Annotated in this window: 17 protein-coding genes; 2 read left to right on the forward strand and 15 right to left on the reverse strand. The window is 30.1% G+C overall.

Features of this window, described 5'->3' with window-relative positions; translation table 11 throughout:
* Positions 1–5: 5 nt before the first annotated feature.
* From ftsW to ABGT36_RS10175, 8 genes are all read right to left on the reverse strand, one after another.
* Positions 6–1,082, reverse strand: a complete 1,077-nt coding sequence (gene ftsW / locus ABGT36_RS10140; RefSeq protein WP_346677820.1) for a putative lipid II flippase FtsW — start codon at positions 1,080–1,082, stop codon at positions 6–8.
* A gap of 164 nt (positions 1,083–1,246) precedes the next feature.
* Complete coding sequence (locus ABGT36_RS10145; RefSeq protein WP_346677822.1) at positions 1,247–2,929, reverse strand: discoidin domain-containing protein; 1,683 nt, start codon at positions 2,927–2,929, stop codon at positions 1,247–1,249.
* Positions 2,926–6,852: a discoidin domain-containing protein gene (locus ABGT36_RS10150; RefSeq protein ID WP_346677824.1), complete on the reverse strand. Its 3,927-nt coding sequence runs from the start codon at positions 6,850–6,852 to the stop codon at positions 2,926–2,928. The genes ABGT36_RS10145 and ABGT36_RS10150 overlap by 4 nt, the downstream gene beginning before the upstream one ends.
* A 95-nt stretch (positions 6,853–6,947) precedes the next feature.
* The gene (locus ABGT36_RS10155) at positions 6,948–7,967 is read right to left on the reverse strand and encodes a LacI family DNA-binding transcriptional regulator (RefSeq protein ID WP_346677825.1); all 1,020 of its coding nucleotides are present in this window, start codon (positions 7,965–7,967) and stop codon (positions 6,948–6,950) included.
* Positions 7,968–8,073: 106 nt separating this feature from the next.
* Positions 8,074–9,036, reverse strand: coding sequence for a PD-(D/E)XK nuclease family transposase (locus ABGT36_RS10160; RefSeq protein WP_346677827.1), 963 nt, complete (start codon positions 9,034–9,036; stop codon positions 8,074–8,076).
* Between the two features lie 188 nt (positions 9,037–9,224).
* On the reverse strand, positions 9,225–10,568 hold the full coding sequence (gene murD / locus ABGT36_RS10165; protein WP_300079704.1) for a UDP-N-acetylmuramoyl-L-alanine--D-glutamate ligase: 1,344 nt from the start codon (positions 10,566–10,568) through the stop codon (positions 9,225–9,227).
* Between the two features lies 1 nt (position 10,569).
* Entirely contained in the window at positions 10,570–11,547 is a 978-nt protein-coding gene (gene mraY, locus ABGT36_RS10170) for a phospho-N-acetylmuramoyl-pentapeptide-transferase (RefSeq protein WP_087370838.1), read from the reverse strand.
* 98 nt (positions 11,548–11,645) lie between these two features.
* Positions 11,646–11,915, reverse strand: coding sequence for an HPr family phosphocarrier protein (locus ABGT36_RS10175; protein ID WP_087299425.1), 270 nt, complete (start codon positions 11,913–11,915; stop codon positions 11,646–11,648).
* 306 nt (positions 11,916–12,221) lie between these two features.
* Between ABGT36_RS10175 and ABGT36_RS10180 the strand changes: the two genes are divergently transcribed.
* Positions 12,222–12,527: a hypothetical protein gene (locus ABGT36_RS10180; RefSeq protein WP_087299423.1), complete on the forward strand. Its 306-nt coding sequence runs from the start codon at positions 12,222–12,224 to the stop codon at positions 12,525–12,527.
* A gap of 8 nt (positions 12,528–12,535) precedes the next feature.
* On the opposite strand, the gene ABGT36_RS10185 is transcribed toward ABGT36_RS10180, so the two are convergent.
* The 7 genes from ABGT36_RS10185 to ABGT36_RS10215 form a co-directional block, all read right to left on the reverse strand.
* On the reverse strand, positions 12,536–13,063 hold the full coding sequence (locus ABGT36_RS10185; protein WP_346677829.1) for a class I SAM-dependent methyltransferase: 528 nt from the start codon (positions 13,061–13,063) through the stop codon (positions 12,536–12,538).
* 76 nt (positions 13,064–13,139) lie between these two features.
* Entirely contained in the window at positions 13,140–14,243 is a 1,104-nt protein-coding gene (locus ABGT36_RS10190) for a radical SAM/SPASM domain-containing protein (protein ID WP_346677831.1), read from the reverse strand.
* A gap of 53 nt (positions 14,244–14,296) precedes the next feature.
* Entirely contained in the window at positions 14,297–14,719 is a 423-nt protein-coding gene (locus tag ABGT36_RS10195) for a hypothetical protein (RefSeq protein ID WP_346677833.1), read from the reverse strand.
* 1 nt (position 14,720) lies between these two features.
* Complete coding sequence (locus ABGT36_RS10200; RefSeq protein ID WP_346677834.1) at positions 14,721–15,086, reverse strand: PqqD family protein; 366 nt, start codon at positions 15,084–15,086, stop codon at positions 14,721–14,723.
* 394 nt (positions 15,087–15,480) lie between these two features.
* Positions 15,481–16,971 carry a carboxypeptidase M32 gene (locus ABGT36_RS10205; protein WP_346677835.1) on the reverse strand — a complete coding sequence of 497 codons (1,491 nt, stop codon included), beginning with the start codon at positions 16,969–16,971 and terminating at the stop codon, positions 15,481–15,483.
* Position 16,972: 1 nt separating this feature from the next.
* Positions 16,973–18,304 carry an MATE family efflux transporter gene (locus tag ABGT36_RS10210; protein WP_087370822.1) on the reverse strand — a complete coding sequence of 444 codons (1,332 nt, stop codon included), beginning with the start codon at positions 18,302–18,304 and terminating at the stop codon, positions 16,973–16,975.
* A 47-nt stretch (positions 18,305–18,351) separates the two neighbouring features.
* Complete coding sequence (locus ABGT36_RS10215; RefSeq protein ID WP_346677837.1) at positions 18,352–18,831, reverse strand: DNA-deoxyinosine glycosylase; 480 nt, start codon at positions 18,829–18,831, stop codon at positions 18,352–18,354.
* A gap of 93 nt (positions 18,832–18,924) precedes the next feature.
* Between ABGT36_RS10215 and ABGT36_RS10220 the strand changes: the two genes are divergently transcribed.
* Positions 18,925–19,338: a hypothetical protein gene (locus tag ABGT36_RS10220; protein WP_346677839.1), complete on the forward strand. Its 414-nt coding sequence runs from the start codon at positions 18,925–18,927 to the stop codon at positions 19,336–19,338.
* Positions 19,339–19,371 lie beyond the last annotated feature (33 nt).

The raw sequence follows: 19,371 nt of genomic DNA on the forward strand, positions 1-19,371 counted from the left end.
TACCATTAAAAAGTTGATTTTGAAATATTTAAAACAATTCCCATCGCAATTAATGTTATCGTAAGCGACGACCCGCCATATGACATTAACGGCAACGTTACACCTGTAACCGGAAATAATCCTACGACAACACCTAGATTAATCAATGTCTGAATCCCAATCATAGAAATAATACCAATCATTAAAAAACTACCAAATAAATCTTTTACTCGTGTAGCCTGGTTAAATACCGTTATAAACAAATAACCATATAAACCAACTAAAACAATTCCTCCAATTAAACCAAACTCTTCTAAAAAAATAGCAAAAATAAAATCAGTTTGGGGCTCAGGTAAATAAAAATGCTTTTGAATACTATTATTATACCCAACTCCTAAAATACCTCCAGGAGCAATTGCATATAAAGATTGAATTATTTGAAATCCGCTGCCTAAAGGATCAGCAAAAGGATTTAAAAAAGCCACGATTCTTTGTAAACGATATGGTGCCGAAATAATCATTATAATAATCCCAATTACCCCAATAATTCCTAACATCACAAAATATTTAAACGGAAACGGGCTAACAATCAACATAACAATAATTGAACAAACCATAACTACCCCGCTACCAAAATCTGGCTGCAGCATAATTAAACCAAATCCTAGAAATAAAATAAACAATAATTTGAAACTAGCCTTTAATTTCTTTAATTCATGATAATGATTACTGATATAGTTAGCACCATAAATAATTATTGCAATCTTAAACAATTCCGAAGGCTGCAAAGAAATAATTCCTAAATTAAACCACGATCTAGAACCACCACGAACAGAACCAATTCCTGGAATCAATACTAATATCATCAACAAAAAGGTTCCAATCAAAAACTTATTAGTATATTTTTGATAAATATGATAATCAATTTTGGAAACAACGAACATTAAGATTATCCCAATAACAGCAAAAATAATTTGTCTTTTTATATAATACAAAGAATCATTATATTTATAACCAGCCCAAATATTAGAGGCACTATAAACCATCATTAGTCCAATTAAGACAATTGTTATTACAATAATCACAACTCTTTTTCTTTTCACACTTACCACCATTATAAGTATATGAACTGATTTTCTATAAATGTAAAAATAGTTATCATTTTAATATCATCGTTTCTATTCTAGTATCTTAATATTTTTAATATCGATAAAAAAATAAGCCAAACTATCAAAATAATTTGGCTTATCTTATATTTAGTTTTAAATTATTTTTTTAATAACGCACTTCTTTTAAAGATCCAATATCCAGCTCCTGAAATAAGTAGACCAATTAATATTGGTAAAATAGCTACTGCATCATCAGTTTTTACTGCTTGAGTATTATTTGAAGTATTGTTACTACTATTATCATTAACCGGATCATTTGGTAATGGAGTTACTCCTGGATCATTTGATTCATTATCACTATTGTCATCCTCACTGTCAATAATTACAAGCTGATCAATTGCTTGTTGCAATTGTTCGTAAATTTCATTTACTTGTTCTTGTGTTACGTTATCATCATCAATAATCGCTTCTGCTTTCTTTATTAATTCAGCAACTTTAGCATAAGAATCTGATGTATATTTATCTTTATCTAGCTGACAAGCTTTATTATATAAAGTAGTTAAATTTAGTTTATCTGCTTTTTCAACTAATTGATTGATAGCTTGATTTAATTGATTAATTGCTTCGTCAACTTGTTGTTTAGTAGCATTAGCATCATTAAATACTTCAGTTGCTTTTTGTAAAGCTTCGCTAAGCACTGTAATTGATTGAGATGTATATTTATCAGGATCTAACTTGCTATTAGCCGTATCAATTGCATTTTTCAAATCAGTTTTATCAGCTATTTCAACTAGATTTGCAACACTGTTTTCTAACTGTTCAATTGCATTTATATAATCTTGATATACTGCAGTTTCATCATTATAAACTTCAATTACATTATTTAATGCCTCTTGATATGTAGCTACACTACCAGGAGTATATAATGAAACATCAATATCTTTATATTTTTCATAAGCTTCTAACAGATTTGATTTAAAACTAGTTCCATAAACTTCAAATTCCCATAATGAGTAGCCATATTTGCTACCAACTTCAATTCCTAGCATTCTTACATATCTTACTGTAATATCTTCATAACTAAATTCATCAATACCGCCATCGCCATCACTTACATGACTAATATCGATCCATTCTTCACCGTCATTAGAAACTTGAATTTTATATTCTTTAGCTCCATTTCCTTCCCAGTTTAGTACAACTTTTGAAATGTTATAGACATCATTTAAATCCACATAAATCCATTCATCATTAGACTCTCTATTTGATACCCAGCGTGATTGTTTTCCATCAACTGTTTCATTTGTTCCTTTACCATCAAAAGCTAATGAAGATTCATATGTTTTATTACCATCTTTACTATCTGTATATTGTGAACTAGCTTTTGAATCTTTATTTAAAGCAAGATTGGTATTTGGATCTTCTGGTTCTAATACTGCAGTACCATAAACCTCAAATTCCCATAATGAATAACCATAGATACTACCAGGTTCAATTCCTAGCATTCTTACATATCTTGCTGTAACATCTTCATAACTAAATTCATCAATACCACCATCACCATCACTTACATGACTGATATCGATCCATTCTTCACCGTCATTAGAAACTTGAACCTTATATTCTTTAGCTCCGTTTCCTTCCCAGTTTAATACAACTTTTGAAATGTTATAGACATCATTTAAATCCACATAAATCCATTGTGATGTTGCACTAGGGTCTTCTTTAGTTCTTAAAGATACCCAACGTGATTGTTTTCCATCAACTGTTTCATTTGTACCTTTACCATCAAAAGCTAATGAAGACTCATATGTTTTATTACCATTTTTTGGGGGTTTCAAGATAAAGGAGAATAAATAACTAATGAAGACTCATATGTTTTATTACCATCATTAGGATCAGTAAATTCACTGCTGGCATAAGAAGTTTTATTTAATGCAATATTTTCTTCTGGTTCGATTGGTTCTTCATGTAATGTGCCATATACTTCAAATTCCCATAATGAATAACCATATTTTGATGCACATTCAATTCCTTGCATCTTAACATAACGACCAGTGACTGTATCTGCAAATTCAATATAATCAATTCCTGGTTGTCCATTTTCTTCTAAATGAACTTCTTGCCACTTACTACCATCATCAGATACTAAGATCTGATATTGTTTAGCACCATTACCTTCCCAATAAAGTTTCACACCTGCTAAATCATAGCTTGCTTGTAAATCAATTTGAATATATTCATCATCAGAATTACGGTTAGAAACCCATCTTGATTGATCATTACCACCATTATTTTCAAAACTTCCATCTATTGCTCTACTTGCTTCATAAACGTTGTTATAAACAGAAGATGCTGTGGCCGTTTTATTTAAAGCAATATTTTGTAAGTTTTCCGCTTCAACTAAATCACCATAAATCGACCATTGTACCAATTGATATGCTGATCCACTTGATTCATTTAGTTTTAAACGAACATATTTAGCCTCATGATCACCTAAGTCTAAAACATCTTCTTGACCGCCTTGACCATCAGTAATTGTTTTGATCGTTTGCCATGTTTTAGCATCATCAGAGATTTGGATTTCATAATTAATAGCATAATCATTGCCCCAATCTAGATGCATATTAGAAATTTTATATGTTCCTTTTAATTCAACATAGATCCATTGATCATCTACACCAGTAGAAATCCAAGATGTATTAGCTTTATTATCAACAGCATTTGTTGGTAAATTTAAATCTTTGATAGTACTAGAGAAAACATTTTTATTGGCTGCTATATCTTCTTCTTCATAACTTCCATAAACAGAAATTTCATAAATACTAATACCATACTTCAATTGCGTTGATTTATGAGAATGGATTTTAACATAACGACCATAAACTGGTTCATCAAAATTATACTCATCTAATAAATCATCTTCTGTAGCTAAACCTTCTTCGACAGAAACCCAATTATTTTTATCGTTAGAAACCTGGATTTCATAATCATCAGAACATGCTGCTTCCCATTGAATACTCAAAGCATCAATTTTTGAATATTGGCCTAAATCAACAATGATCCAGTTATCATCTTCATTTCTTAAAGAACTCCATCTTGTAGCAGTATTGCCATCCACAGCATTTTCTTTAACATTACCCGGATCATTTGTAGAAGTACTGCTTACCTCTACTTCTTTATTAAGGGCAAGTGAATCACTAGTTTTGAAAGTTATTTCTTTAATTTCAAAACAATCACCAACACCTTCTTTCATTACGATTTTAACGTATGGATAAACACCGCCTAATTCAACGATGTCACTGCCACCATCACCGTTACTTATCGATGTCAACAATTCATATTCTTTACCATCTTTAGAAACTAAAACATCATATGCACTAGCATAGTTTTCACCCCAAATAATTTCCATTGAAGCTAGATGCTGATTACTGCTAGTAAACATGCTAATCCATTCATCTTCTAAATCTTCAGTTTTAAAATATGTACTTTCATCACCATCGAAAGCCATTGTGATGTCATGATTTTCTTCACTAGATGAAGCTTGATAACGATTATCAGCTGTTTCATTTAAAGTGATTGTTTGACCAGCATATGGTAATGCTCCTGAAACAAAAGTTGTTTTTGTTTCTTGACCATCATAATTTAAAGTTACTTGTACAACTTGATTATCACTAGTATCATTAACTGCTAATGAAATTTTTCTTGTATCATCACTTTCATCAATAATAACACTGCAAGGATAATCAACAGAAATTGTATAACCTGGTTTATATTCTAATGTACCAGCTTTATAGAAATTAATTTGAGTTTGTTTTAAACCATCATGTCTAACTGCTTGAACATCTTCATTGTTGGCAACAACTGTAATTGGAATATCTGTAGCATAATCACTTACACTGCTTGCATCAGTATTTGGTAAAACAATATAAGCATAGCTTTCATCATTTGGTTTTAAACCATGATCTAAATAAGCTGTAAATGTAGCTGGTGTTTCAGCTTTTTTCTCTTCATCCCATAATGATGGATTATCCATTTGGGTACTGTTACTTACAACTACGTCAGTATTATCTAAAAATACATAACCAACTTTATCATTATATAACCAATTAGTATTGTAAACTTGTTCTTTAGTTCCTTCACTTACAGTTTGGCCACCAACATTAACATCATTTGCTTCACATTGGTTTAAAGTTGTATGGATATTTACATTTTCAGTAGAACTAATACCTGAACCTAAAGCAACAAACTCATCATCAAAGAAGAAATACCCCTTCTTCACTTGAGTTCCTTTTTTATCCATATCATAAGCAGTAGCTCCATAATTACCATTAGAAACTCCAATAGTATGTTCTGTTCCATTAGTAAAACGTCCTGAATTAGAATAATCTTGAACTATTCTTGCAGCAGTTGTTGTTCCTGGACAGTGTGACCAGTCATATGTTGGATAAACATTAGTATATTCATCACCATCAACACTAATAGTAGATGCTGCCGAAGATGTCCAGTATATTAATTGTCCGCCATCTTCTTCATAACTACTCCAGCTGCCACGCCATTCACCACCAATAATTTGATCAGAGTCCATTTTGATATTGACACCATAATCATCTCTCATATGTGAAGCATAACCAGAACGCCACATATAATAGTTACCATTTTTACCATTTGATGTATCTTTTCCTTGGATATTATCAAGAATGTTTTGATATTCATTACTATGTTCAGGATCTGATGCAATCATTCTTTTTAATGGTTCAATATATTCGGATGCATAATTTTCATAACCAACATCATAATCATATGGACGATAACCAAGATAAAGTTCCATGATATCGCCTCTAATGGTCCAGCTAGTACCATCAATCATATAATCAGCCATTAAATCAATAACATCCTGACTAAAAGCATATTCTGTTTCTCTTAGCATATAAATCCAGAAACTCATATCTCTAAACATTGACATTCCATAGCCATTAGAGTAAAACTGTCTTCCATGCATATAGAAACTATTGTCAACCTGTACAGCTTCAGCAGTATTATCATCCCTCTGGACAACTAAACAATAACTTAAATAATCATCTACCAATTCTTTTAAATCCAGCTTTTTAAAACCGCTAGAATCGGTATGTTTAGTTCCATTTTCAGTGATAATTGCATAATAAACGTAATTTTGATCAAACCATAAGTTATTTTGACCTGTTCCATATTTTTCTGGTGTTTTTTCTAAAAGTTTTTCCAGTAAAATATCAAAAGCATCATCACTGATGATATCTTCCATGAATAAAGCAATTCTAGAAAATCTTAATTGAACCCCAATCTGATTTTCCCACCAGTTTGTTGATGAGGGATCTTCTTGGCCCCAATATATAATCGCTTGATTCAACTTATCAATAACTTCTTCATCGTGATAAAGAGAATTTCCTTCTTGATGGTAAGCTATTGCAATAGCCTGAAGACGATCTAACGCTAAATATGGTGACCAGGCAACTCCATTAGCAGCGCTTGTCGTTGCATCATAATCAACATCATCAAACGATCCATCTTCCTGGATCAATTTAAGATAATCTTCAGCTTTCGAAACATAACATGTTTCTACTTTAGCACCATCATCAATCGTATCTTGAGTTAAAAAGTAATCTTTTAGTCTTGTTTTAATGACTGCAAAATCATTTTCACTTGCATAAGTTACATGCAAAGAACTTAACGCTAACCCTAAAGACATGATCAATGACAATGTTATTTTCAATGCCTTTTTTATCATTTTTCTACCCTCCTTACATTGAAAACGCTTACTACAATTATTATTATTTATTCATATAGCTTGAATTTCAACGCTCAATTACTTGAAAACTGCTTCTATTTTACAGAAGCTCGTTCAATGATCTTAACACTTAATAACTCTGTTTTTTTAGGATAATCCTTTCTTTGAATTCGATCTACTAATCTAGCGACCGCTTCTTTACCCATACCTTCTTTTTGGACCTGAACCGTTGTAAGCGGGGGAATAAACTTTTCACAAAGCGGGGTATAATCAAAACCAGTAACTCCAATATCGATAGGAACACGCAACCCCATTTGAACCAAAGCCTTAATAACCGCAAAGGCATTAGAATCATTAGCACATATTAAAACATCGGGCAATTCCTTAGATTTTAATATTTTTACTACCTCATCAATTTGATTATTGATAATATATTTTTCAATATTTTCTAAAAAAGAATATTTTTTAATATATTCATCATCAAAATAATCATTAATAATTTGATGATTAATCAATGCTTCTTTATAACCAATGAAACGATCTTGAAAACTTAATGAATAATTCAAATCACCAAAAAAACCAATCTTTCGATAACCTTTTTGAATTACATAATCACTAATCATATAGCCACCTTGTTTATTATGAGTCAAAACACAATCACAACTATCATATAATGACGTAAAATCGACTAAAACAATCGGAATTCCAGTTTGTTTTAATTGATTTAAATTCATATCCGATATTTTACCAACAATGACAATACCGGCTACTTTTCGAACAACGATACATTCAGGCAATTCCATATTAGAATCATCAAAATAATTCATAATTGAAAAATAACCTAAACTCTTAGCCTCTTCAACGATCGAACGTAAAACAATTGAATAAAAATGACCGGTATCGGCATAATAGCTTTGCATCATAATCGCAATATTTGATTTAGAAAACACTGATAGATATTTTCTTTTTTCATTAATATAACCCATTTCATCAGCCGTCTTTAAAATCAATAGTCTCATTTCATCACTTACGCCTGGTTTATCGTTTAATGCAATTGATACAGCATTAATTGAAACATTTAATTTTTTAGCGATATCTTTCATCGTGACTTTCATAGGCTTCCTCCTTTTGTATATTATTATTTTCAAGTATCTGTCCTTTATTTTCAACAGTAAATAACTTGAAAAAATGAAAAGCTGCTAAATCAGCAGCTTCTATCTATTATTTTTTAATTGCTTTCTTGATTGTTTCAAGTGATTGATTTTCCAATAACATTTTAAAGACCATATCATAGTTTTCACTTTCTAAGTTATTTAGAAAACTACTATCTTCATCTGGGTATCTAGATTTAAATAATTGCAAGGTTAATTGTTCCTTTTCTTCTTTTTTACCTTTTTCGATTCCCTCTTTGATTCCTTTCTTCATTCCATCCTTTTCGCCTTTTTCCACCCCTTTTTGATAGCTTTCTTCAAGTTCCATCTCATGAGCATAAATATTCAGTTCCCGATTATATGCCGCTAATCTTAGTTCATCATCCTGATTAAATCTTTCCATCTTGTCTTTCATTATTCCAATCACCTTCGCTTCTTTCAGCTTCATTATATCATCTGTTATCCCGTTTGCAAATATATAGATTGCCAGTTCTAATTCACTGAATTCATCTAGTTTTTTATACTGCTTTATGACATTGATATATGGTACTTGAACATATACTCGACTCATCAGATTATTCTTTTCTAATTTACCTTCTTTATTTCTACTTTGATATGTATCATAAAGCTGTAGATTATCACTATCTATATCATTAATAAATATAATCTGATAGACTGGATTAATAAATTGATATTTATTACCCTTTTTTTCCTGATATGTAAGCATTTTAGCTCCGTAGAGTTGAAAACGATGACGTTGTCTAACAGAAAAAGATGAGTTCTGCATTTCAATATCAATCTGCTTACCCGATGCAACAGTTACTCTAATATCTAAGATCATATCTTTATCTTCAACATGATTACGACTTAAATCCGGATTCAAAACTTTGATATCCTGACATTGAATGTTTAAAATACCTTCAATAAACAGTTTTAACAAATAACGGCAATCATAATCTTTATCATCAGCCAAAGAATATTTAAAAAGAACATCACTTTTAAAATCATAAATCTTCTTACCAGTTTCTTTCATAAAAAACCTCCTTTGTTATTTATATACATTTACAAAAGAGGTTTTTTCTTTTAATTTTCGAATAATTTTTTAATTAAATTATTAGCCATTATATAACTAAAAAAGTCATCAACGTTATGATAACGTGATGACTAACATATAATTTTACCGTGTCTACTTGACAAAGTATATATCAATTGATGACTTTATTATTTATAATTGTTTACAATTTCTTTAAACACTTTTCCTCGCTGTTCATAACCTGAAAACTCATCAAAACTGCTTGTTGATGGTGACAATAGGATAATATCGCCATTTTCAGCATGATTTAATGCTTCAAGTGTTGCTGCCTCAAGATTTTCAACATAAATACTATTTTCAATATGCATTTCTTCTTTAAATCGTTTTCCAGCTGCTCCAAAAGTAACTAAACGTTTAATTTTATTACCATAGCTAGCCATTTCTTGTAAATCTAGTCCTTTTTCAAAACCACCCATTAGTAAAATAACTGGTTTATCAAAAGCCTTTAATGCAATAATACTAGCATCAGTATTAGTTGCCTTAGAATCATTGTAGACTTTAACACCATTAATTTCTCGAACAAATTCAATTCGATGTTCAACACCAATAAATGATGAAATTTCCTGATTAATAATTTTAGTATCTACATTTGATAACTTAGCCATACAAATGGCAACCATAATATTTTGTAAATTATGTTTACCAACTACTTTAATATCAGCAATATCAATAATAAATTCATTTTGATAATAAATAGCGTTATCTTTAATCATACAATCAGCTTCATCAATCAATGAAATAGTTATTTTTTGACAAGGCACTTGATAACGATCTAAATATTCTAATACTGTCTTATCGTCTTTATTAACAATAAAATAATCATCTTGATCAGTATTTTTATAAATATTTGTTTTTGAAGCATAGTATTCATCAAGTGATGCCATATAATCTAAGTGATCAGGTGTTAGATTAATGATCGTTGAAAGATGTGGTTTAAAAGTATCAATGTCCAATAATTGGAAATTACTCATTTCAATAACCACATAGTGATTTTCTTCTTCCAGCAAATTATTATCCATAACAATATCACATAAAGGATAACCAACATTGCCAGCCAAATGAACATTTGGATATTTACCTTTTAATATTTTATCAATTAGTGTAACTGTTGTTGTTTTACCATTAGTACCAGTTACTCCAATATAATGTTGTTTTTTAGCTACCTGAAAAGCTAATTCAATTTCTGTATAAACTGGAATCTGACGTTGTTTTAAACGTAAGATAAAAGGCTTATGGTAATTGATACCGGGATTTTTAATTACAAAATCAAAATCACGTTCAAACAATTCATCTGGATGACTACCAGTAACCATTTCAATTCCCATATCTACATATTGTTGATATTCAGGAATATCATTAGCCTCCTTAGCTTCATTTACAGTAATAGTTGCATTTAAATGATGTAATAATCTAATTGCCGCTTTACCACTACGAGCTAAACCAATTACTAATACTTTTTTACCAGTTAACATTTTATAACACCCCGATTACAATTGATAAAATTCCGCAAATAAAACCAATAAACCAAAATGAAATTGTTACCTGTTGTTCAGACCATCCTAACATTTCAAAATGATGATGAATTGGTGCCATTTTGAAAACTCGTTTTCCTCTTGTTTTAAAAGAAACAACTTGAATGATAACTGAAACAGTTTCCATTATAAATACACCACCAACTAAAATAAGCAATAATTCTTGTTTAGTTAAAATTGCTAGAATAGCAAGAAAACCACCTAAACCAAGTGAACCAACATCGCCCATAAAGATTTTAGCTGGATGATAATTAAACATCATAAATCCAAGTAACGCCCCTACCATTGCTGTTGCATAACTTGCAAGAGCATAATCTTTAGTCATTGTTGCAAAAATGATAAATGGTGCAATTGCAACCATTGAAAGCCCTGTTGCTAGACCATCAAGTCCATCTGATAAATTAACACCGTTACTAGTACCAGCAAACATTAATAGAATTAATGCAGGATATAAAATACCAAAATCAATATCCACTTTAACAATTGGTATTGTTACTACTGAAGTAAATCCAGGGATAAAATTCATTGCAAAGAAATAACAAATAATTGCAAGAGCAATCTGTGCTAATAATTTAGCTAATGGTGGTAACCCTTTATTACTATGTTTAATGATAATTAAAGCATCATCTACAAATCCAATTAAACTATAACCAACTAAAACAATTGTCGCTAAAATAATTTCTGGATTAAATAAATCACCAATATTAACGATTACAGCTGCGATTATTGCTGCTAAGACAAAAACAATACCACCCATTGTTGGTGTCCCGTTTTTTACTTTATGAGATTCTAAACCTTCTTCACGTTCTACCTGTCCAAATTTCATCTTATGTAAAAATGGTATTACTTTTGGCATGGCTATTACTACTAAAATAAACCCAATCACAAAAGCAAATACTAACTTAAGAAAATTTTCCATGTATCTGACCCCTTTTTTTCAAATTCGTCTTTACTATATCATATTATCGATAAATAGGCAAAATAAAAGGGACAAAAGTCCCTTTTATTCAATCACTGTTAATCGCAAATACCTAACTCTTTCATCTTTTTCATTGCTTGATCAATTGCTGCTTCGGCATCTTCACCATCAGCAATTATTTCAATTTTAGCCATGGTTGGTATTCCTAATGATAAAACTCCCATCAATGATTTCATGTTGACTGTTTTTGAAGCGTAGACTAGTTTAATATCACTTTTAAACACCTTCATATTATCAACTAATTCTGTTGCTGGAGTAGCATAAAGACCAACTGGATCAGTTACGGTAACATTAATTCTTTTTACCATGTTGCATTCCTCCTTTGTTACTTATATTATAACATTGTTACTAAGTAATTTCATTAATAATGACATCCTTTTTTACTAAAATAACATCAAATAATGACTCTTTCAAAACAACGCTACATCTAATCAATATGTTAAAAAAAACAAATATATTCCACTTAATCGATTGCCAATTATTTTCTAATTATTACATAAATATTCCACTATATTTGCACAAAAAAATGAACTTTAATTCATAAAACAACATTTATCCCACAATTATCCCACAATGATGAATTATAGTTAAGAGCTATGAAAGGAGAGGCCTAAATGACATCAAAAAATAAACAGCCACTTAGCAAATTAGTTATATTTATCTATATTATAGCTGCAATTATGCTAATTGCTTTTGTATTAAATTTCTATGATATAACTACTTATTTATTATCATTACATGCTGCTGGGTCAATTTCTTTTACTACACAATGGTATGATTGTATTATGTATTATGTTAATAATACTCTTGACTATCTAGCAACAGCCGTAATTATCTTTTGTTTAGGTTATATCATCAATAACATCAAAACAAATAAAAAAGTAGATGAAACACCATCTACTCAAGAAATAGATTCTTAAACTAGAATCTATTTTCTTTTTTCAATCATTATTACATAAGGAGCTAGCTCCTTATTAATCATTTTAAACATTCCAACATTAAACAACTTAAAATCCAGTTTCGAAACATATTCATCAATAATCACACTTTCCCTTTTCCCCTCATCATGACCAACATAAACAACCAAATACAATATACACCCTGGATTTAATAACTCAATTCCTTTTTTTATTGCTTGTAAACTACTATCAGCTTTAGTAGTAATACTATGATCACCATTAGGTAAATAACCAAAATTAAAAATACCAACATCAATACTATCAACATACTTATCTACACGTTCATGACTATCTAAGATAAGCTCAACATTATTAACATCCTTTAATCTTTCTTTAGTATTAACTAAAGCCTGCTCTTGAATATCAAAACTATATACTTTATTAGCTAAACCACTTAAAAATAACGTATCATAACCATTACCCATCGTAAAATCAACAGCGATGTTGTAATTATTTTTTTCAATTCTACGATGAACAAACTCAATCATCGATTCCATCATCTCACCCTTTCAGTTCCATTATATCTAAAAATACTCGCTAATGAAACAAAAACGAAACCTGATGATTTCGTTTTTATTGATTATTATTCTTTTCCAATAACAACAGCCTTAATATTTCCTTAGCCTCTTTACAGCAATATTCAGGAATTTCTGTAAAACTACCCGTTTCCCAATTAGCTGTCGCTACACACGTATTACAAAGTGGTCTTAATTTACATTGAGCACATTTTTCATTTATTTTTAATTCTTTACTTTCAGTTACGATCTGTTTCCAGGCATTTTCAAAACCAGTTTTAAAAACGTCTACTGCTGGTGTAAACAAACTAACACAAGGTTTCATTAATCCCTGCCAGTTAATCATAAATGAAGAATTACCAGCTTGACACTCAATACCACAACCATAATTATATTGCTGCTTGACTTTCATCAACATTGAATCAACGTAATTTAAAAACACCTCATCACCTAGTTCATTTTTTAACACTTTAATTCTTGCTTGAGCTACATCTTCAGGACTTAAACGAGATTGTTCTTCAAACGCTTTAAAACGATCCTTTAATCCTGGTAACATATAAGTATCCATATGTAAAGGAACATCTAGTTCCTGGGCAATCCGATACATATCATCAATCTGATCAAAATTAGCTTTAGTAACACTACCATTCATCTTTACCTTTACGCCATGATCTTTTAATAATTTAATTGCTCGAACTGTCTTTTCAAAACCACCTGGATAATGACACAAATCACGATAAGTTTTTTCATCATTACCATATAAAGTAATATTAATACGCCGTGGTTTATTTTCACCAAAAAAAGCTGCCCACTTTTCATCAATCAATGTTCCATTAGTATTAACTGTTATTACCATTCCCATTCTTTTAAGTTTTAAATATAATTCTTTAAAATCTGGAAATAACAACGGTTCACCACCAGTTAACATAATAAATAAGACCCTAGCTTTTTCCAACTGATCCACTAAATCAAGCCACTTATCAATATCCAATATTTTCCCCTGTTTATTCATCTCTTCATTGCTTAAATGAACATAACACATATCACAGTTCATATTACATAACGGTGTTAACTCCAAAGTACCACTAACCGGCCTTTTATCTTTAACTCCATGTTTTATTAACATCTTTTCAACTGTATTTTCCCCATCTAAAAAATCCATATTTTTCTCCTATACAAATAAAAACCGATTGCTCGGTTTTTAGCTTATTAATATTAAGAACGGTTTGGGTGACCATCTGCAGTTGCAAAAACAGTACCTTTATGGTTCCAAATTCTACCATCGCTTGCTGTTGTAGTCCAAAAAATTGTATCACCAATATTAACACTTGAAACATCCCTAACATTATGATAAGTCTTGTCAGTATAAATAGTACATACTAAATCACCTAATCCATCAGTACCTGTTTCAATCATCCTATCTCCAACTTTATCATTATTATCATCAAAAATAACCTGATTAGAAGAATTACCACAGTGATCCCAGCTATGCGTTACGCCATTGTTATAATCTCCATGCCACCGTTCATACTCATTAGACCAGTCAACATCACAAGCGACTCCCCAACATGCGGCTACATATTCGTTTGGTTCAAATTCTTGAATTGTTACTCTTGGTGTTTCCCATTTTTCTAACATATTAATTTACCTCCTCAATAATCTTTTTGTTAAGAGATTCAAAAACGAATCTTCTAACATCCCTTCTAATTGTTTCTTCTGAAACATCGTATTTTGATAATGCTTTTTTTACAACATTTTCAATCGTATTAGCATCTAAAAACTCATTCCAGATAAAAACAGCACTACGATTTGGAGTCATGATTGCATTGCTAAGTTCTAATTCGTCATCAATCGGAATTATTACGTAATCATCAGCTACCTGGCGAAGTAAATAATTAGGATTGATTCGAAATAGAGTTTTAGTATCTATATTTTCCAGTGTTTTAACATCTTTAGTATTACCAGCTTTGTTAAAATTTACTACTGGTTTAGTATATGTTTTCACAAGACCCCTCTCCTTCCTGCATTAAGAATGTTATACAACATTAACAATTATTGTATATATTCTTATAACATTAATTATAATACTTCTAAATTTTACGTCAAATCTAGAAAATATTGATAGAATCAAATATTTTTATGATTTACAGAAAAATATTTAATAGTTAATCTTTTTGTTATTTGTGATTTTTTTATTATTTTATTTTTGTAAATTGGCTAGTTGTCTTGTTTTTATAGAATTGAATTTTTTTAATTTTTGGATATGATTATTTATAGTTATAAATAGTTTTTATATGTAAAATAACATAATGTAAAAAAATATGGTTTAATAAGGTAAAATAAGTTGATTTGATAATAACATCAAAAAATAATGTTTTTTAAATATAGGAAAGAAAACTCTATCGAAGATGATAGAGTTTTGTAAATTTGTTTGTTAAGTATTCGATGTAATATTTAGGATTGAATTTTTCACCGGTTAGTTTTTCTAATAATTCATTAGTTTGATAAATAGCCCCATATTGGTGAATATATTCTTGTAGATATTTTTTTAATACTTGAAAATCTCCAGATTCAACCCAATCAGCAACAGCTGTTGTTTTTTGCATATGAGCATAGATTTGAGCAGCAATAGCACTACCTAAAGCATAACTTGGGAAATATCCAAATGAACCCCCAGCCCAGTGAATATCTTGTAATATTCCTTCGCTATCGTTTTGTGGGGTGATTCCTAAATATTCTTGGTAAAGCTGATTCCATAATTGTGGCAGCTTTTCAAAGTCAACTTCTCCTGCAAACATTTTCTTTTCTAATTCGTAACGAATCATAATATGCAATGGATATGTAAGTTCGTCTGCTTCTGTTCTAATTAAACTAGCTTCAACTTTATTAATTCCTTGAACGAATTGTTCTAATGAAACTTCTTCCAAGTTATCAGCAAAAAATGTTTGTAAACGTGGATAAACTGGTTTCCAAAATTCTTCACTGCGACCAATAATATTTTCATAAAAACGTGATTGTGACTCGTGCATTCCCATTGAAGCTCCTGATCCTACTGGAGTCATGGTAATATCATCATCGATATTCATTTCATAGATAGCATGACCACTTTCATGAATTGTTGAAAATAAAGCACTTTCTAAATTGTTTTTGTAATAATGAGTAGTAATTCGAACATCGTGATTATGGAATTCAGTAGTAAATGGGTGTTCACTTTCTTTAATAACACCTTTTTTAAAGTCAAAACCAACATAACCAGCTAACCAGCGGTTGAATTCTTTTTGTTTATTTAAGCTATAATGTTTATAATTATATTCTTTATCAATTTTTATTGGTGAAGCTTGGATTTCTTTTAATAATGAAACGATGTGTTCTTTTAACTGATTAAAAAATTCATCTAATTGTTCTACATGGAAACCAGGTTCATAATCTTCTAATACAACATCATATAAACAAGCTTCATTAGTTTTTCGATATTGAGCAAATTCTTTTTCGGTTGCAACAATTTCTTTTAAATATGGCATAAATAACTGATAATTGTTTTCTAACTTAGCTTTTTGCCAGACTCTTTGAGCGATCATTAGACGTTCTTGATGCTCTTGATATTTTTGAGCCGGAATTTTTTCTAAGTCACGTATATCTTTTAGCCATTTTTTTACAATTGCTTTTTGTGATATAGTAAGCTCTTGTTTTTCTAATTCTAATAAAATTTCTTTTACTTTAGGATCAGTAATTGTTTTAAACAATTCTCCTGATAATAATCCAACGGATTTAGCTGTTAGCGCCATTGATTTTTCTGGTGCTTCAGTTTCTTGATCCCAGGAAAATAGTGTTAGTGCTTGATTTAATGCTTGTCGTTTATCAATATATGTTTGTAAATCTTGAAAATTCATGTCATGCCTCCTTAAATTTATTACTTAACCATTTTTCTTTTTTAATACCAAATATTATACCAGTTGCATCAGCTAAAAACCATCCTATCGGTATTGCCCACCAGATAGCTAGAGTTCCAAAAAATGGAGCAAACGCGTAAGCAAGAACAACCCTTGTTCCTAAAGAAATGATTGTTAAAACTACAGAAATACCTGGTTTTCCAACCCCACGGTAGTAACCGTATAATAAAAATAAACATCCAATTCCTACATAGCATATTCCTTCAATTTGTAAATATTGAGCTCCTTGACGAATTATCTCTATTTTTGATGGTTCTATAAAGATCAACATTAATTTATCTGCAAATATAAAGACAATAGCTGAAATAATTAAACAAAAAATTGTTGATATTGTAATAGCTACTTTCAAACCAGCTTTTATTCTTCCTTCTAAATTAGCACCTTTATTTTGGGCAATATAAGTTGAAAAAGCATTACCAAAATCTTGAACCGGCATATAAGCAAACGAATCAATTTTAACTGCCGCTACAAAAGCAGCCATCGTAACTAATCCAAAACTATTAACTAATCCTTGAATCAATAAGATCCCAAAATTCATAACTGATTGCTGGACACAAGTTAATAATGAATAATCTTTAATCTTTTTAAATATCGCTCTATCAAAATGACGATGTTTCTTTTCTGGCAACAATTCTTTTTTAACTATCACACAATAAATCATTATTCCAATCCCGCTAAAGGCTTGAGCAATAGTTGTTGCAAGTGCTGCTCCAGCGACATTTAAATTAAGACTAGTGATAAAAAAGATATCTAAAACTATATTAATAATCGCTGCTATAGCTAAAAACACTAATGGAGTTTTAGAATTACCAAGTGCTCTAAGTAAAGAAGCAAAATAATTATATAAAAACGTAAAGATGATTCCCATAAAAATAATAAATAAATAATCATACGTAGCTTTATATATATCACCTGGTATATTCATAAATACTAAGATTTGATTTATCAGCAGTAAACATATTATTTGCAGGATAATTGAAAATATTGCAATTCCTACAAATGAGACAAAAAAAGAAACTTTCATTTTATCATGCTCTTTAGCACCATAAAACATCGAAAACAAGACGCCACTACCCATACATAAACCTAAAATCATCGAAGTTAAAAACGTCATTAACGTAAACGAAGAACCAACTGCTGCTAAGGCATCAGTTCCAATATAATGTCCCACAATAAAAGTATCAACAACATTATATAACTGCTGTAATAAATTTCCTAAAATCATCGGAATTGAAAATTTTAATAACGCTGTTGCAATATTCCCCTCTGTCATAACATCACCTTCCAATATCATAGCTATTTGCTAAAATAAAGTCAAACTTATTCATTTATTACACGCCAGTATATTAATAACTTATCTAACGAATACGCAGCATTAGCTGGTGAAGTTGATGGTAATTTAGTTACCGGCAAATCAATAATCGTATCAAAATAACGGTGATATAACTTATCAGCTAAATTACCATTAGTATAAATATGTTTAACTGAACTATTAGTGATAATCATATTCAAATCATTAACCTCAACATCACTAATACTGCTATCACTAGAGCCTTTAATATTACAGCTAGCTATAACATCCCATAAAGCAATTTGATGGCGTTTTAAAAAAGCCTTTTTATCAGCAATTTCCTCAGGTACAGTATCTTGATAAACAGCTGCTAAAACGCGCCAAAAACGATTTTGGGGATGATGATAAAAAAAGTTAGCTTCGCGTGATTTAACCGATGGAAAAGACCCTAAAATTAGTATTTTTGAATCTTTATCATATATCGGTTCAATCAAATGATACTCCTTCATAATCTAATCCTTCTTTCAATTTAAAAAACTAACAATAAATGATATAATTATCATATCAATTATTAATTAATATTAAAAGGAGTTAATTTAATTATGAAAGAATATTCTCTTAATAACATTGAAAATGCTAAAATAATTTTTAAAACTAAATCAAAACAAAAAATATTAGATGTCTTTTACCAGTGCAAATCTATTTACAAATTAACACCTGAAGAACTAATAATCATTGATGATCAAATGTGTTTACCTATTAACCTTGATAAATGGACAGATATTGATAATCCAGATAATAATTTTTTAAACGTTTTAAAAGTTTTAGAAAAAATCACTCGTCCTAAAGGAACACCACTAAGTACCATTAATGCAACTTTAATTGGCTTTGACAAAGATAGAGATTTATCATTTAGATTTAATGGTGACTATATAAATGGTAAACATGTTCTAACTGGTAGTTACAGCAATAATGAAAAAATGCTTTATCAAGAAAAATTATATCTAATAGAATAGAGGGATAACCATTATCCCTCTATTGTTTTAAAT

Source organism: Erysipelatoclostridium sp. An173, assembly GCF_963931465.1.
GTDB classification, from domain to species: Bacteria; Bacillota_I; Bacilli_A; order Erysipelotrichales; family Coprobacillaceae; genus Thomasclavelia; species Thomasclavelia merdavium.